This is a genomic window from Bradyrhizobium sp. 40, from assembly GCF_023100925.1.
Taxonomy (GTDB): domain Bacteria; phylum Pseudomonadota; class Alphaproteobacteria; order Rhizobiales; family Xanthobacteraceae; genus Bradyrhizobium.
Window position 1 is genome coordinate 6,021,114 of sequence record NZ_CP064688.1, and the last position, 16,281, is coordinate 6,037,394.

16 protein-coding genes are annotated in these 16,281 nt (G+C 64.0%); 5 read left to right on the plus strand and 11 right to left on the minus strand.

What is annotated here, in order from left to right:
* Window positions 1-215 precede the first annotated feature (215 nt).
* On the minus strand, window positions 216-767 hold the full coding sequence (locus IVB40_RS28830) for a TetR/AcrR family transcriptional regulator (protein WP_247817043.1): 552 nt from the start codon (window positions 765-767) through the stop codon (window positions 216-218).
* Window positions 768-882: 115 nt separating this feature from the next.
* Between IVB40_RS28830 and IVB40_RS28835 the strand changes: the two genes are divergently transcribed.
* Window positions 883-1,740, plus strand: coding sequence for an oxidoreductase (locus tag IVB40_RS28835; RefSeq protein ID WP_247817044.1), 858 nt, complete (start codon window positions 883-885; stop codon window positions 1,738-1,740).
* Window positions 1,741-1,747: 7 nt separating this feature from the next.
* Here IVB40_RS28835 and IVB40_RS28840 read toward each other — a convergent pair whose 3' ends face one another.
* Complete coding sequence (locus tag IVB40_RS28840; protein ID WP_247817045.1) at window positions 1,748-2,545, minus strand: adenylate/guanylate cyclase domain-containing protein; 798 nt, start codon at window positions 2,543-2,545, stop codon at window positions 1,748-1,750.
* A gap of 116 nt (window positions 2,546-2,661) precedes the next feature.
* On the opposite strand from IVB40_RS28840, the gene IVB40_RS28845 reads away from it, so the two are divergent.
* Entirely contained in the window at window positions 2,662-3,165 is a 504-nt protein-coding gene (locus IVB40_RS28845; protein WP_247817046.1) for a hypothetical protein, read from the plus strand.
* Window positions 3,166-3,186: 21 nt separating this feature from the next.
* On the opposite strand, the gene IVB40_RS28850 is transcribed toward IVB40_RS28845, so the two are convergent.
* The 7 genes from IVB40_RS28850 to IVB40_RS28880 form a co-directional block, all read right to left on the minus strand.
* Window positions 3,187-4,374, minus strand: coding sequence for an adenylate/guanylate cyclase domain-containing protein (locus IVB40_RS28850; protein ID WP_247468489.1), 1,188 nt, complete (start codon window positions 4,372-4,374; stop codon window positions 3,187-3,189).
* Between the two features lie 141 nt (window positions 4,375-4,515).
* Window positions 4,516-5,100, minus strand: a complete 585-nt coding sequence (locus IVB40_RS28855; protein ID WP_247817047.1) for a HutD family protein — start codon at window positions 5,098-5,100, stop codon at window positions 4,516-4,518.
* A 166-nt stretch (window positions 5,101-5,266) separates the two neighbouring features.
* Window positions 5,267-6,898 (minus strand): hypothetical protein, encoded by a 1,632-nt coding sequence (locus IVB40_RS28860; protein ID WP_247817048.1) that lies wholly within the window; start codon window positions 6,896-6,898, stop codon window positions 5,267-5,269.
* A gap of 11 nt (window positions 6,899-6,909) precedes the next feature.
* On the minus strand, window positions 6,910-8,277 hold the full coding sequence (locus IVB40_RS28865; protein ID WP_247817049.1) for a hypothetical protein: 1,368 nt from the start codon (window positions 8,275-8,277) through the stop codon (window positions 6,910-6,912).
* A gap of 310 nt (window positions 8,278-8,587) precedes the next feature.
* Window positions 8,588-9,433 carry an SDR family oxidoreductase gene (locus tag IVB40_RS28870; RefSeq protein WP_247817050.1) on the minus strand — a complete coding sequence of 282 codons (846 nt, stop codon included), beginning with the start codon at window positions 9,431-9,433 and terminating at the stop codon, window positions 8,588-8,590.
* A gap of 1 nt (window position 9,434) precedes the next feature.
* The gene (locus IVB40_RS28875) at window positions 9,435-9,995 is read right to left on the minus strand and encodes a carboxymuconolactone decarboxylase family protein (RefSeq protein WP_247357214.1); all 561 of its coding nucleotides are present in this window, start codon (window positions 9,993-9,995) and stop codon (window positions 9,435-9,437) included.
* Complete coding sequence (locus IVB40_RS28880) at window positions 9,973-10,674, minus strand: TetR/AcrR family transcriptional regulator (protein ID WP_247817051.1); 702 nt, start codon at window positions 10,672-10,674, stop codon at window positions 9,973-9,975. The genes IVB40_RS28875 and IVB40_RS28880 overlap by 23 nt, the downstream gene beginning before the upstream one ends.
* 104 nt (window positions 10,675-10,778) lie before the next feature.
* Here IVB40_RS28880 and IVB40_RS28885 point away from each other — a divergent pair, with 104 nt between their 5' ends.
* From IVB40_RS28885 to IVB40_RS28895, 3 genes are all read left to right on the plus strand, one after another.
* Window positions 10,779-11,768 (plus strand): tripartite tricarboxylate transporter substrate binding protein, encoded by a 990-nt coding sequence (locus tag IVB40_RS28885; protein WP_247817052.1) that lies wholly within the window; start codon window positions 10,779-10,781, stop codon window positions 11,766-11,768.
* Window positions 11,769-11,808: 40 nt separating this feature from the next.
* Window positions 11,809-12,345, plus strand: a complete 537-nt coding sequence (locus tag IVB40_RS28890) for a VOC family protein (RefSeq protein WP_219685325.1) — start codon at window positions 11,809-11,811, stop codon at window positions 12,343-12,345.
* Window positions 12,346-12,457: 112 nt separating this feature from the next.
* A complete protein-coding gene (locus IVB40_RS28895) occupies window positions 12,458-13,270 on the plus strand; it encodes a class I SAM-dependent methyltransferase (RefSeq protein WP_247357217.1) in 813 nt (270 codons plus the stop codon).
* Window positions 13,271-13,295: 25 nt separating this feature from the next.
* Here IVB40_RS28895 and IVB40_RS28900 read toward each other — a convergent pair whose 3' ends face one another.
* Both IVB40_RS28900 and IVB40_RS28905 read right to left on the minus strand, forming a co-directional pair.
* On the minus strand, window positions 13,296-14,852 hold the full coding sequence (locus IVB40_RS28900; RefSeq protein WP_247817053.1) for a L,D-transpeptidase: 1,557 nt from the start codon (window positions 14,850-14,852) through the stop codon (window positions 13,296-13,298).
* A gap of 356 nt (window positions 14,853-15,208) precedes the next feature.
* Window positions 15,209-16,234: a fatty acid desaturase gene (locus IVB40_RS28905; protein ID WP_247282728.1), complete on the minus strand. Its 1,026-nt coding sequence runs from the start codon at window positions 16,232-16,234 to the stop codon at window positions 15,209-15,211.
* Window positions 16,235-16,281: the final 47 nt, after the last annotated feature.

Here is a 16,281-nt window from a genome sequence, read left to right on the forward strand (position 1 = left end):
CCTCACGCTAAAGGCCCGGATGATGATCCGGGCCTTGTCTCGTCACCACCAGGGATCCCAATAGGGCGGCGGAGCGTAGGCGTAAGGCACATAATAGCCCGCCGCACGACGCGCTGACCATAGTAGCCGTAGGGCGGGCCATAGTAGCGCGGGCCATAATAGGCATCGGCCGGAATTTTATTCCGGCCTTTCGGCGCCCCCGCCGAGGCGCGCCCTCACCCCGCCAGCGACTTCCTCGTCGCGCGAAGAATATCGTCCGACAGCTTGGGATCGTCCACGGCGCGGGCGAGCACGAGGGCGCCAACCATGGATGCGGCCGCCGCGAGCGCCTTGTCCTCGCGCTGGCGCGGCTTCAGCGTGGCGGCCATCCGGCTGCTCAGCAGCGCGATCGTGCCGCGCACGCCGGCGGTGAAGCGCTGCCTCAGGCCGCCGCCTTGACGCGACACCTCACAGGCGAGCGCAGCGAAGGGGCAGCCGGCGGCGGGATCGTCGCGATGCCCCGGCGAGAGATATTGCGAAACATAGTCCTCGAGCGCGAACGCCTCGGGCAATTCCTGGCCTTTGGCCTCGATCGCATGGGCCACGGCTTCCTCGACCAGCCGCTCCTTGGAGCCGAACTGGCTGTACAGGCTGCCGTGGGTCATTCCGGCCGCCTCGGCGAGCGCGTCGACACCGACACCTGCGATGCCGCGCTCCCGCAGCAGGCGCGAGGCGGTCTCGAGAATATGCTCGCGATTTTTGGCGGCCTGTTCCTTTGAGACGCGCATGGGACCGATCCTTAGAGGCGGGGCTTGACTTTTATAATTACGATCGTCATCTATATCAATAGTTACGATCGTAATCAAACGATTTCAGGCCCGGTAGTGGCGTCGGAGAGGCATTATGAACAGGATTACACCGAAGATCGCGCTGGTGACCGGCGCCTCCTCAGGCATCGGCCAGGCCACGGCGGAGCGGCTCGCGAACGCCGGCTACAAGGTGTTCGGCACCAGCAGGCGGGGCGCGCAGCCGGGCAAGCAGGCGTTCGAGATGCTGGCTCTCGACGTCACCAGCGATGCATCGGTGGAAGCCGCCGTCGGCGAAGTGATCCGGCGCGAGGGCCGCATCGACCTGCTCGTCAACAACGCCGGTTTCGGCGTTGCCCCTGCCGGCGCAGAAGAGAGCTCGATGGAGCAGGCGCGCGCGATTTTCGAGACGAACTTTTTCGGCCTGATCCGGATGACGCGCGCCGTGGTGCCGCACATGCGCCGCCAGGGAAATGGCCGCATCATCAATATCGGCTCGGTGCTCGGCTTTCTGCCGATGCCCTATGGCGCGCTCTATGCCGCGACCAAGCACGCGGTGGCGGGCTATTCGGAATCGCTCGACCATGAACTGCGCACGCGGGGCATCCGGGTCTCGGTGGTCGAGCCCGCCTACACCAAGACGCCGTTCGACGCGAACTTCATGGAGCCCGACGCCACGCTCGACGAATATCGCGAGGCCCGCGCCGGCGTGACCAAGCGGGTGAACGAGGTGATGGCGACGGCCGAACAACCCGGCGTCGTGGCCGAGACGGTGCTGAAGGCGGCGAGCGCGGCGCGCCCGCAACTCAAATACGCGGCCGGCAGCCTTGCGAAGCGCCTGCGATTGCTACGCAGGTTTGCGCCCGCAGCCCTGGTGGATGCCGGGATCCGAAAGGATTTGCGGCTCGATGCGACGGCGGCGCCGCAGCCCGCCCGCCCCGCGCGGGCGTTCTGAGGGCGACTCAGCCCTCCACCCGCCACAGCCGCCAGCGCTCCGGCACGCCCTTGAGCTGGTGTACGCCGTGATCGGCGAAGCGGATCCCGGACTGCGTCGTCAGCAGCTCCTTCACCGCGCTGGAGACCAAGACCTCGCCGGCGCGAGCCTTGGCGGCGACGCGGGTGCCGATGTGAAAGGCGAGGCCGACCGCCTCGGTGCCGCTCACGGTGTATTCGCCCGCATGCAGGCCGACCCTGATCTCGAGGCCGAGCGTACGCACCGCCTTCTGGATCGCGGCCGCGCAACCGATGCCGGCAGCCGGCGTCTTGAACGTCGCCAGCACGCCGTCGCCCGTTGTCGTGACTTCCTTGCCGCGCGAATTCTTCAGCTCCTTGCGGACCGCCGCGTAATAATGGCCCATGATCTTGGTCCAGCGGACATCGCCGAGCTTTGCAGCCTTCGCGGTGGAGCCGACGATATCGACGATCAGGATCGTGGCGAGCGCTCGCTTGAGCTCGGTGCTGCCCGCGGCCTGTCGGCGCCGCAGCACGATCGCGCCGGCGAGAGGTTCATAGTGATGGTTGCGGCGCCGCGCGATCGCCGCCTTGGCGTAATCCTGGGCACGCTGGGCGCTGCCGCAGCGAATGGTCTTCTCCTGCGGCAGACGGGTCCAGTAGACCTTTCGTCCGTCACCGGCGCCCTGGACCTCCACGGCGCCCCATTTCAGGAGGATCGCCGTGCCGACGCGCCGGACGCACCACGCCTTCGACGTGTAACCCGATACGTTCGACTGATGGACTCCGATGCGGAGGAATTTTGGCATGAACGTGCGGCCGATCGAAGCAACGTTTGGGCGACCCAGGGTCAAGCGTAGTGACACACTCCGGCATTGGCAATACGATCCGCGGTCTAGACCTGTTCATTTCAAACCAGTGCAATATGCAAAACTATTTCCGCGCTTCTTATGAAGCCGCCCTGTTGTCGGCCGCGCTCGCAATCGTCGCCTTGCCCGACATGGCGCGTGCGCAGTCGGGAAGCGCCGGCGGCAGCATCGGCAATGACGAAAAATCGCTGTCCGGTTCGCGCGAGACGCCGCGGACGGCCGAGCCTTCGAAGCCGGCACGGCGCAGCAAGCCCGCGGACGACGAGCCGCGCCGCGCGCCGCAAAAGAGCGGCGGAGGCAGCAATCTCGACGGAGCATGGGTTCTGACCAGTGTCGGCACGCCCTGCGGCACCTCCTCCGACACGGTGGTCATCACCGGCGGCAAGTTGGTCGGACAGTACGGCACCGCTCAAGTCAGTCCGAACGGCTCCACCTCCGGGGTCGGTGCCGCCGGAAGCCTGACCTGGACCATGTCCGGGCGGTTCTCAGGCCGCAGCGGCTCCGGGTCGTTCCGGCGATCCGATGGATGCGTCGGAAGCTGGACCGGATCGAAACAGTGATCGTCGCATATCGGCTTTGCCTCACCCCTGATACGCAAACAGCTCGATCGGCTCGCTGAAGCCGCGCACACCGTGCTCGCCAACGCGCTCCAGATCGAACTGGCCGCCGACGAGATCGGCGAAGTCGCGTGACAGCAGCACCGTCTTTCCCAATTGCTTGGTCAAGGCTTCGAGGCGCGAGGCCATGTTGACGGCGGGACCGATCACGGTGAAGTCGAGCCGGGTGGACGATCCGATATTGCCGTACATGACGTCGCCGACATGGACGCCGATGCCGTAGTTCAGCGGCGCGCGGCCGGTGCCGTCGTTGCGCGCGTTCAACGCGATCATGGCCTGACGGGCTTCGGTGACGGCATGCAGCAGGTTTGCGCCGGCCTCGGGCTCGCTCAGCGGAAAGATGGCGAGCAGGCCGTCACCGATGAATTTCAGGATCTCGCCGCCATGCCGCGCGATCGGCTCCGACATCGCGTCGAAATAGTCGTTGAGCAGATCGATGACGTCGTCACGCGGCCAATTGTCGGAAATCTTGGTGAACTCGCGCAGATCGCAGATCATGATCGCGGCGCGCACCGTCGTGCCGGTGCCGCGCCGCGTGGCGCCGGCCAGGATGAGCTCGCCGGCGTGGGAGCCAACATAGGTCTCGAGCAGCGTTCGCGCCAGCCGGTTCTTGATGCGAATCTCGCTGACCAGCGCCAGCACAGGCAATATGTTCTTCAGGGCGGCGACATGGGCGTCGTCGAAACCGCCGGGCCTGTCGGTCGCGAAGGTGACGAGATGGCGCTTGCCAAGCGTATGATAGAGCGGCCAGGCCACATAGTCGGTCAGGCCCTGCGCGCGCATCTCGCGATAGAGCGCGTGCTTGCGGCCGAGCGCTGGGTCCTGCTCGAGATTCTCGCGCACCTCGGTTGCGCCGTCGAACATTTCGTTGGCGGGACTGCCGATGTATTCGGACCGCTCGCGGACGTCGTAGTCGACCCGCGCAATCTCCGCCTCGCGCATGCCGTCGGCCCACATGAAGCGGGCGCCCAGCCATTGCGGATGCTGGATCAGCACGTGAACCGTCGACCGCGCCAGCGGAATGCCGGCCTGCTGAAGCCGGATGCACATCTCGGCAAAGATCTTGTCGATGAAGCGCTCGTCGCGCGTGCCGTTGATCAGCCAATCGACGACACCGTCGGATAGCGTGGCGTTCTTGTCTCGCGCGGTCATATCTGCCCGTTCATATCGTGGCTGCCCATATCGTGCTCTGGGCAGCGGCTGCATCAGGGCAGATATCGTGCTCCGGCGCGACGGCGTCAACCTAGCCAGTTGCACGGATTGTGCGCACCGCTCCGGCGGCGGGAACGCGGTTCAGCCGACGATCTGAATAGAGCTCAGCACGGCCAGCCCCGACACAAGCGCAAGCGTCGACGCCCCCGTCAGTTCGACCTTCAACGTGTTGTCGTGCGAAATCGAAAAATCCGTGCCGTCGAGACGGATGCCGCAGTCGCCGCGCGCCGCATAGATCAGATGCGTGCCGGCGGACAATCGCCGCTCACCGGGCGCCTTAAGCGCTTCGAGCTCAAGCGCCACCGCACCGCGCCGGCCCATCAAATTCACCACCTCGACTGGCCCTTCCTCGAGCCTGGTCACGATCTCGAGTTCACCGGTGAATCGCACCGTCGTGAACGGCTCGCGCTCGTCTAATTCCTGGGTGGGCGATTTCAGCACCAGCCCGCGGCCGCCGACCACCATTTGCAAACGGTCGATGCCGGGCATATGGGAGAACGGCCCGGGTGCCACGATTGGCGTGGCCGCGAAGCGCCACAGCAGGCTGTCCCAATCCTTCACATTGGACTCAGCGCGATGGGCATCCGCGATATCGGTAAAGATGCCGCCGCCGTTCTTCCAGGGCGAGCGGGTATAGTCTTCGGATTTCAGCAGTGTGGTTTTCATGTTCTAGAGGCCGTCCGGGAGACACAGGTGGGCCGATTTGTTCACGCGCATCATGCGCGTGACGTGGCGGCTTTACCAATCGTCAACACAAATTGCCAACCTTGCCAACCTGATATCTCATGCACATCTCCATGCCTTGGCGAAGCGAAGCATCGCGGGGCTGCCTTCATTTCACGCCATTGAGACGCACCAGCTCAAATCCGTGAAAATGCTCTGCGTGGTAACGCCGTTCGCAGGTCCCTCCGCAAGCTCCCTGCGACTCTAGTGTTTGAAGGCGCAAGCCGTGTTCGCTGCCGACGTCCTGTCGCACAAACAAGCGAATGTGATGGGATGGTAAATTGAGCGCATCACCCCATTGAAGGGCCTCCAGCGTCTTCAGCGGACGTGTGATCTTGTAGGCATTGCTGGTACCGAACGCGCCGACGCCCCACACCTGCGCAATGAAGCCGGAGCAATCCAGACCAGTCGTGTGCGGCGTCTTGTCTTCGATCTCGCTGCAAATATTGCCGGCGGCGAACCCGTTCTCAAGCTCAGTCTTGATTTTGCCGAGATCACTCTTTCCGTCCCAATTGTACGGCACGCCCGTCATCTGTTCGCCCACCTTCGCTCGCTTGAGATGGTGCGGCAGTTCGAATGCGTGGGCTTCATCTTTCGCTCCGAATGTGCAGTTCACCTGCTGCCCGGCCACGAGATTTCCGGCCTTCACGCTCCAGGGAAAATTCATGATCTTGCTGGCGGCATCCTTCATTTCTGCGACAGGACGCACACTCCTTCCTCCAGCCTCGAACTTCGCCGGCGCGTCGAGCAGCCCTGGCGGTTCGCCGTTCGCAGTGTCGCCAAGAGGCGCTGAAATGAGCGCCCGGTCACTGACCGCCCGGATTGCATTGATCGTCTGCTGTCCGGCTGCGAGCGGCGCTCTCGTTCTATGTTGCGTCGTCTCTGCGGCCAGCACTGGGCGATAGACGTAAACCCCCTTGCTGCGACTTCCTTTGGCAGCAAGAGGAAGCACCGCGAGCACCGAGCCATCCGTATCGACCGTGACGTAACGACCGAACGGAGTCTTGAAGAACTCGTCAAGCGGCAGCGTGGTGGCTGCGATCCGCCGGCCGTCCTTGTCGTGCTTGCCTACAACGAGCGTCACCCGGATCACGGCTTTCTTGCCAAGACCTCCGCGATCACCATCCCTGACTTCCGCGATTTGTAACTCGCGTGAAAGCGAATATGCAAATCCCTGCCCATCCACGCCCAGAAACGTCGCCGACGTCGTGATGTCAGGCGTCAAACTGAAGATTTCGAGTTCGCCGTCGAAGCCCGCTCCGTTCTGCGGCTTCAAACCCTTGCGTCTAAAATTCCGGTTAATCAGCTCAGGCGGGGCGAGGTCGGGATCGTTGACAACGACCTGCGTCTTCGCAATCTCCGGCAAGGCCGACGGTGCGACCGTCCCACGCGGTAGCACGATCTTGCCGGCACCACCCTTGTCGATCAGAACCGTCCGGTCGGGAAACTGGCGCACGATCTCGACGCGAAAGCCTTCCGGTATCTTTGCGATGCCCTGGCTCGCGCCGGCATCATCGAGAAACATCACTGATCCGCTTGCATGATCGAAGACGGCGACGAGCTTGGGCGCGATGGAGACAATGTCGCTTGGTGGTTCGCCATTGAAGCTCGTCTTGAACGGCTTTACCTGATCGAGATCCCTCGCTCCGGCATGACCTGCCGGCGTCGCGCGACCAATTTGCACGGTCGCGAGAGCCAAGCCTGTGGCACAGCCGACGCTCACGAACAGTCGAAGAAGCATGGAATTCCCCCTCATCGAGCCAAGGACGCGATACAGCTTTTGAATCGCTTGCGCGCGGCATCCAGGTCGCTGCTCGACGCCCAGGCGAGGAATGCTGCCTTCGCTTTGCCGGCAACCGTCCCCGGCGAAAAGTCAAATGACTTGTCGCCACTCGCGGGCGGCGGCAATTTGAAAGCGGCTCTGGTACCTGGCAGCAGGAGCAGGTGGATCGGACGGAGGGGCTGATACGGTTTGCCCAGCAGGTTCCCTCGATAGGAGAGCGGTCGTGGATATTGTGCTCCCGCCTTGTAGCCGAGGCTGAGCGTGCGATTGAAAGCTATGCTCGCCTCGCCGAGCTTGCCTTTTGGTCCACCATCGCTGACGACGCCGAAACTCCACTTTTCGGTGGTGGGATCGTAACCGACGACAATGTCACCGATCGCGGCATGCAGGTCTGCAACGTCGTCGGGCGAAAGGTGTCCGCCGGGCAGCACCAAGCCCGGCAATTTTTCCGGATCGACGTTGACCGGAACTGAACATGTCATGTCTTCTGCGTTCTCCGGATCTGGAGCGTGCGCCGCAAAGCGGTCCAGCGACGTCTTGTTGACCAGAAAGCCGGCATAACGACCGCTTCTTCGGATGCAAAGCTTGTTGCCATCGTCCGAAGCGATGATCGCCCGCTTGAAACAAACCTGGCAGATTGTCCTAAGACAAGGCAGGCAATTATAGGTGGCAGCGTCGAGTGGCGACCTGAGCGCCGCGGCGAGATCGCCCGAGCGTCTGGCTGCGAAAAGCTCTAAATCTGGGCTTGTGAAGATATCTGTGAAACTGGAGAAGTAACTGAAGAGGCTGGGCCTCTGCGGCGGATCGAGGTTGTTGCCAAAATCGTCGCCGAGCTTGTAGGCGACATCCGCGCGCGGATCGTAACGACTTGGGCTGATCCCGAAATTGTTGTTCTCGGAAACGAAGCGTGAAAACACTGTGTAATATCGCGCTATCCGCGTCTTGATCTCGTCATTGCTGAGTCCGTCCTCCGACCATGCTATTTCCGCGCCATCTTCGAAAACTCGCGTACCGCCCGAGGGCATATCGTTGAGCGCGTATGCCGCACCGCGCGGATCGAGGAGGTGGTAGGCTCGCGGGGAGCCGTCACTGTTGACATTCATTTCCTCGTCACGCTGGTCGGTCGATACGACGATCGATGGCGTCGCCCCGTGCCCATACCGCAGCGGCAGCGTGCGCTTTGGATCGGCGGTGAGCGTGACTTCTCCCTTGCTGAGATCCGAACAGTCACTCGGCGCAGGCTCTGCGTGCACGCTTGTCGAGAGCGCATATCCGTACGCTAGCGCAACCAAAAGAGCGACCGCGCTTTTGCAGACGCCCGTCCTGCAACGTTCCATGACTTCCCCAGCCCCAGCGCAGCTTCCCCGCAACGACACTAGCAGGGCATCCAACACAACTCCAGCGCGTATGGGGGCTGGCGACGGGAAGCCGGATGGAAGCTGAGTGCCTTCTGCTGGCAGCCGGGGCAAGAGGGAGCCACCGGGTCGTTTGGTCGCTTAGGACGGCCGCAAGAACGCCTTGCCGCTGCTCCCTCACACTTTCGCGTCCAGCGGCGATCTGCTGCTTAGCGCGTTGACGAGCCAATCCACGAACGGGCCGGATTTTCAACCCGCTCATGCTTCGACCCATCCGCGCTGCGGATCGATCTCACATCCCGCTCAGGCCGCTATCGACCGCGAGCGTCTGCGCGGTGACGTAGACGCTCTCGTCCGAGAGGAAGAACAGCACGGCATAGGCGATTTCCCAGGCGGTGGCCTGGCGGCCGAACGGGACGTGGCCCTTGCCGCGCGAGGGGCGGCCGGCGCCGGCCTCGCGGCCGTTCGGCGTGTCGACGAGGCCGGGATAGACCAGGTTGGCGCGGATGCCGCGGCGCGACCCGAGATGGGCGATGTTGCGCATGAGGCCGCCGAGCGCGGCTTTCGATGAATCATACACCGCCATCTGCGAGCCGGCTTTCAGCGCGGCGATGGAGGAGATGAAGACGATCGATCCGCCGCTGTCGAATTTCGGCAGGCCTGCGCGGCAGCACAGCATCGGGCCGCGAACGTTGACGTCGTAGATCGCATTCCACTCCTCGGGGCTGACGGCATCGAGCCCGACCTTGCCGAAGGTGCCGATGTTGAGCACCATGCCGTCGAGCCCGCCCATGGCGCGATGCGCCTCGTCGATCATGCGCAGGACGTCGGCCTCCGACGTAACGTCGGCGGCAATCGCAAAGGCTTCGCCGCCTTCGTCGGTGATGCGCTTGACGGTGTGCTCGGCCGAGGTTCGGTTGAGGTCGGCGACCGCAACCTTGGCGCCCTCACGCGCGGACAGAATGCTCATGGCGCGGCCGTTGCCGATCGGATCGGTGGCGGCGTCGAACACACGCTGGCCACCGCCGACGATCAGGATGCGGCGGCCCCTAAGGCGTCCCCTCCCCGGCGCTTCGCCCAGCGACTCCGCACTCGGCGGGCGGACGTAACGGTCCCGCTTGCTATCGGTATCCGTCATCTCAGGCGCCCGGCTTCTTGCCGCCGTCATAGACCGCCATGCCGGCCGCGGGATCGAGATCGGTTTCGGTCGCCTCGGTGACGCGCGCCATCATCATATAGAAGCCGAGGGCGACGATGGATTCGACGATCTCCTGGTCGCTGAAATGTTCGCGCATGGCGGCGAAGATCGCCTCGGGAACGCGGACGTTCTCGACCACTTCGCGGCCGAATTTCAGCAGCGCGCACTCGGCCTCGCTCAAGCCGGCGGCATCGTAGTCGGCGCGCTCGACCGCATCGATTTGTGCTTGCGTGCAGCCGACCCCGAGCGCGATCGGCACGTGCTGGCGCCATTCATAGGCGCCGCCTTCGAGCTGGGCGGCCTGGAGGATCAGGAGCTCGCGACTGACCGCGCTGAGCTTCTGCTTGTGCAGGATCGAATTGCCGAGCCGCATCGCCGGGATCATGTTGGCCTCGGCGTGCGCCATCATGCGGAAAATATTCAGCTTGACCGGCATGCGGTCGAACGAGGCGCGGATATCGCCGCTGGTGGTCTCCGGATCAATCAGGGGTAGCCTTGCCACGATTCTCTCCCTTGGCTTTTCGTTTCTTGTTGTCTCGCGTCCCGCCATCCGCCGCGATCAGCGACAGGAAGAAGGCGAGATAGCGGTCGATCGCCTCGATCACCTTCGGCCGCGGCGACGGTGCCGCGCCCATCACGTAATGCTCGAGACGGATGTAGATCAGCCCGGCGGCGAACAGCCGCGCGGTCTCGCGCGGGTCCGGCGTCGAGATCAGGCCGGCGAGCGCAAAGCCGCGGAAATAATCCGTCATCATGCTCTGCTCGCGCGCGTAGAAATGATCGGCGAATTTGGCGCGGATGCCGGGCACGCGGTTGCGCTCGGCGGTGATGACTTTCTGGAACTGGTGCTCGCGCGGATCGGACCATTGCTCGACGAGGTCCAATGCAAACTGCCGGCAGAACGCGGCGGGCTGGCGCGCGAGCTGCTTGTAGCGCGGCTCCTCCAGCCGGCTCGCCGAACTGGCCGGACCGTGCTCGCTGACGATGGCCTCGAGGATCGCGGCCTTGCCGGCGAAGTGATTGTAGAGGCTGCTCTCGCGAATGCCGACGCGACGCGCGAGCTCGCGCATCGAGGCGCCGCCATAGCCGCTCTGCGCGAACAGATCGAGCGCCTCGGCGAGGATGCGCGCGCGGGTCGTGGGCGCAGCCGCTTCCGCCGCGCTGGTGGTGTGGACAGCCATGCAACTTGACTAACGAACGATCGTTCGCTAGTCAATCGTACGAACGATCGTTCGTTTCAACTCCGCTCTCAAAGAAGCGGAGAGCAATCTGGGGAGACTGGGTCATGGCGCGCTTCGTCCATTTTTGTCTGCTGCGCGCCGCGACATTGTCATTGGTCGTAACGTCCTCGGCAATGCTGCCTGCGCGCGCCGAGGACCCAGCCGCCTATCCCACGCACAAGATCAGGATGCTGTTGCCGTATGCGGCTGGTGGCGGCGGTGACGTGATTGGGCGGCTGCTCGGCGACAGGATGGCCAAGACGCTCGGACAGAGCGTCTATATCGAGAACCACACCGGGGCTGCCGGCACGCTCGGCACCCAGATGGTCGCGGCGTCGGCGAACGACGGCTACACCATCACCGTCGGCGGCATGACCACCCATGTGCTGGCGCCGGCGATCTATCCGAAACTGCCCTACGATTCGATCAAGGATTTCACCACGATCGGGCGCATCGGCACGTCCTCGATCATGCTGGTGGCGACCAAGGATTTTGCGGCCAACGACATCAAGGGCCTGATCGCGCTGGCCAAGAAGGGCGAGCCGATCCAGTACGGAAGCTGGGGCGTGGGCTCGACCGGACAATTCTGCGCGGAAATCCTGATGCAGCAGACCGGAATCAAGATGGACCACGTGCCGTTCAACGGCATCGCCAAACTGGCCGGCGATCTGCTCGGCGGCCACATCTCGCTGGCGACACTCGACATGGCGACCGCGACGCCGCTGGTGAAAGACGGTTCGATCAAGGCGCTGGCCGCCTGCGGCGAGCGTTCGCCGAGCCTGCCGGATGTCGCCAGCTACAAGGAACAAGGCGTGCCGTTCGACCGCAGCCTGTCCTGGGCGATGTATGCGCCTGCGGGACTTGCCGAGCCGATCGCAAGAAAACTGTCGGCGGCACTGAAGGACGCGCTCGCCGATGCCGAGGTGAAGCAGAAGCTGCTGGGGCTCGGCATCACGCCGCAATTCGTGCCGGGCGACGAGCAGCGTGACATCAACGCGCGCGACATCGCGGCCTGGAAGCAGGTTGCGAAGGACGCGCACATTGAAGTGAAGTGAATCGAGATCAGGTGAACGAGGTGACAACGGGGGCGCCGATATGAGCCGCATCTTCGGCGCGGTGCGCCAGAACGGATATGTGGTGCGGGACATCCACGCCGCGATGAAGCACTGGATCGAGGTGATGGGCGTCGGTCCGTGGTACTACATGGACCGCGTCAAGACCGACTGGTTTCGCCATCGCGGCGAAAACTCTGCCGTCGAGATGAGCATCGCGCTGGCCAATTCCGGCGATCTCCAGATCGAGCTGATCCAGCAGCGCAACGACGCGCCCTCGCTGTACAGGGAGTTCCTCGAGTCCGGCCACGAAGGCCTTCAGCACATGTCCTACTGGAGCCACGACTACCAGGCGCTCTACGACAGGGCGCTCGGGCTCGGCTACAGGATCGGCCACGAGGGCCAGATCGGCGGCGACAAGGGGCGCTTTGCCTATTTCGACACCCAGGCCCATCCGGGCACCGTGATCGAGATCTCCGACATCAGCGGCACCAAGGGGCCGTTCTTCGAGAAGGTCCGGCAGGCTGCTTTGAGCTGGGACGGCACGCGGCCGATCCGCGAGGTCGGTGGGAGCCGATGACGCCAGCCCGCAAGGCGATGCAGGAATCGGCCGGGTTCACCGCGCTGCTGGCGCGGTAGACGGCAATCCATGGTAACGTGAGCTTCGTGTCCGGACCTTCAGCGAGGCAAGCATGTCCAACACTGACAAGGTTTTCGCCGGCTCGATCCCAAAGCTCTACGACGAATATCTGGTGCCGATGATCTTCGCCGTCTACGCCGACGACATCGCAAGACGTGTCGCGGCCCGATCTCCTTCCGTGCTGCTCGAGATCGCGGCAGGCACCGGCGCCGTGACGCGCGCGGTGGCGGCGGCGCTGCCGCGCGGCGTCCGTTATGTCGCCACCGACCTCAACGAGCCGATGCTCGCCGTCGCGGCGCAGCGTCAGGCAGATGACGATCGCATTTCGTGGCGCCAGGCCGACGGATCGGCCCTGCCCTTCGACGATGCCGCCTTCGACGTGGTCTGCTGCCAATTCGGCGCCATGTTCTTTCCGGATCGCGTCAAGGCTTTCGGCGAAGTGAAGCGCGTCCTGAAGGATGGCGGCACGTTCGTGTTCAACGTCTGGGATCGCATCGAGGACAATGTGCTGACGCATGAAGCAACCGTCGCACTCGAAAAGCTGTTTCCCGACGACCCGCCCCGTTTCATGGCCCGGACGCCGCACGGCTATCACGACAAGGCGGTCATCAGAACCGACCTCGAACGCGCAGGCTTCCGTGACATATCGATCGAAACGCGAGCTGAAATAAGCCGCGCGCCGTCGCCCGAGCACGTCGCGATCGCGCTCTGCCAGGGCACGCCGCTGCGCAGCGAGATCGAGGCACGCGATGCCAGCAAGCTTCAGGCTGCGACCGACATCGTCGCCGAGGCGATCCGAACGCGCCATGGATCCGGACCGATCGAGGGCAAGATCCAGGCTATCGTGATCGAGGCGCGGCGATAGTGGCGGACTTCGATCTGTCCGCCTCCTACCAGAAGCCCCGCTGCATCGGCTGTGCCGGCTGATAGTATTGATACTGGCCACGCCGGCGCGGATTGACGGGCTGCGGGTTCGGATCGCGCTGGAAGAAGAAGCCGAAACCGTTGCCGCCATTGTCCCAGCCGTCGTCGCTCGCCATGGCCATCGGAGGCGCGGTCGGCTTGCGCGTGATGAAACCGCCCTGGGGCTGGTTGCTCAGCACCGCGACGAACTCGGTGCGGTAGTTGGTTTCGCTGCTCAGCGGCTCGTCCGAGATGATGATCGAGGACCGCGGCAACGCGGTCGGCGCGATGCGATCGAGCACCTCCTGCGGGATGGTGATGCGATCGAGCGCGTTCCTGGCGTTGTCGCCGTCTTCGATCGTGACCACGCTCCAGCGCAGGCCAGTATCGTTCTTCGCCATCGCCGTGAAGATATGCGTGCCGAGCGGCTGGTCGGGATTGCGGATCGTGACGGGAACCTCGATGCTGGTGTCGAACACCTCGCCGCCGCCGTCCGGTGCCGGCTTGTGCGTGTTCCGCCGCACATAGAGCTTCTGCGTCGCGCGGCTGATGTAGACCGAGACCGGTTCGAGCGCGAGCTTTGCGTCGGTCGCAGCCTTCACGGCGTCGGCCTTCCTGGCCGCTGCCGCCTTGGCGGCCTCTTTCGTGGCAGCCACCGCGTCGCGCTTCGGCTGTGCGGCGGCCTTGGCGGCATCGAACTGCGTCGCCGCGTCGGCGGCCTTGGTGGCGGCCTTCTGCTTCAGCTCCTCGGCCTTGGCGCGGGCCTGATCGGTCTTGGCGGTCGCGAGCTGCTTGTCGGCGAAGGCGAGCTCGGCGTCAGCGCGGGTCTTCTGCTGTTCCAGCTTGCGCAGCGAGGCCGGCAGCGAGGCCGCCTCTTTCGCGGCCAAAGTCGCGGCCTTCTTGGCCTCGTCGGCCGTCCTTGTGGCCTCCTCGGCCTCGCCGGAGAGCTTGCCGATCTGGCCCGGCGCCGCCGCAATGGCGTCCCGCTTCGGCATGAACAATGCGGGATGAACGATGTCGATCGGAGCCGCGTCGTTCGGCGAGATGATCACGCGCATCCCGATGTTGGTCTTGTCGAACAGGCCCTCCGCGAAGCCGAACGGCATCCGCACGCAGCCATGCGAAGCGGCGTAGCCGGGCAGCGGCCCGCCATGCAGCGCGATGCCGTTCCAGGTGATGCGCTGCATGTTCGGCATCCAGGCGTCGTCATACATGGTCGAGTGATGGTCCTTGTCCTTCTCGACGATGGCGAAAACGCCGGCCGGCGTCTCGCGTCCCGTCGTGCCGGTGGACACCGGCGCGCGAAAAATCCAGCCCTCGGCGTCATAGAAGGTGACCTGCTGGCTTTTGATCGAGACGATCGCCATGATCGGTTCGCCGGCCTCGCGGGGCGCCACCGCCTCGGCCGGCTGACGCGCCTGCTTGGCCGCGGTCGCCGGGCCCACGGCCGCAAAGGCGAGCATCGCCGCCAAGGTCACAATTCCGGGAGGCCCCCAACGCCGCATCGCCACGGTGGATTGCGCCGTTGTCATCAGGTTTCTCATGCCATCCTCGGTCGAAATGCCAATCCGCCGGTCATTGATCAGATTGCGATCATTGAATTAAGAAATCGCAGCCGCCTTACGTTCCGTCTGTGGCGACATTCGGCACGTTCCGGCGATAAATCTCATATACGACGGTTGACGCAGGCGGAAGGGCGGCGCGCGGCCGAAGCTCGCGCTCTATCGCTGCGACAGAATGACCGAGGTCGGTGACACGGCTGCCAGCGCCTCACGTCGGACGGCGAGGCCACCTTGAACGGGCGCAGAACGCCCATCGCCTTCCGATCGCGCGGATTCACGCCATTCGGCGGCCGCGCGGGGGCGGTGTAAGCGAAACCGCTGGGGCCAAGGCCGCCTTTTCAAACAAGCTTGGCTCCCTTTCCAAACAAGGCCGCCTCTCCAAAGGAGACGAGCCGCTGCCGCTCCTCGTCCCACAAGGTCAGCCGCACGGTCCGCAAACTCTGGAGCAGCGTAATCCGCCCGACACCAGCGAACTGCGGATTGTCGCGCAACACGTCCTGCAAGCGATAGTAGGGAATTCGACTGGACAAATGATGGATGTGGTGGACGCCGATATTTGCCGTGAACCATCGCAAGACGGCCGGCAGTTGGTAGTGAGAGCTGCCGTGCAGCGCGGCGTCGTGAAAATTCCAGGTCTCGTCGTGGGCCCAGTGCGTGTGCTCGAACTGATGCTGGACGTAGAACAGCCAGACACCGATCGACGCCGCCAGAACAATGATCGGCAGATGCACGAGCAGGAACGGCCCATAGCCGACCAGCTGGATCATGGTGACGACGAGAACCGCGAGGGCGATGTTCGTGCCCATCGTGCTCAGCCAGGGTTTCCAGCCGCGACGCATCATCCCCACCGGCAATCGGTGCTTCAAGATGAACAAATACGAGGGGCCGACGCCAAACATCACCAGGGGATGTCGATACAAGCGATACAGCGTCCGACGCCATCGAGACCGCCCGAGAAATTCACGCGTGGTCAGCGTATCGATGTCGCCCAAGCCCCTTTGATCGAGATTGCCGGAGTTCGCATGATGGCCTGCATGGTTACGCCGCCAGTAGCCGTATGGCGTCAGTGTCATCACGCCGAGGGCACGGCCGACCCAATCGTTGGCAACGCGGCCGCGGAAGAACGAGCCGTGTCCGCAATCATGTTGGATCATGAAGAGGCGGACCAGCAAACCCGCCGCGGGCACCTCAAGCAGCAGGGCAAACCAATAGCCCTGGTCCAGAGCGGCCCAGATCAGAGCCCAGATGACAACGAACGGTATCGCCGTAATCGCCAGTTCGAGGACACCCCGCGCATTGTCGGGCTCGCGATAGCGGGCGAGCAACTGCGCCGATGCGCGGATTTCCGGTATTCCTTGGGTCATAGTCTGCTCTGCTCCCGACATGCGGCCCAAGAAGCACGGTTATGGCC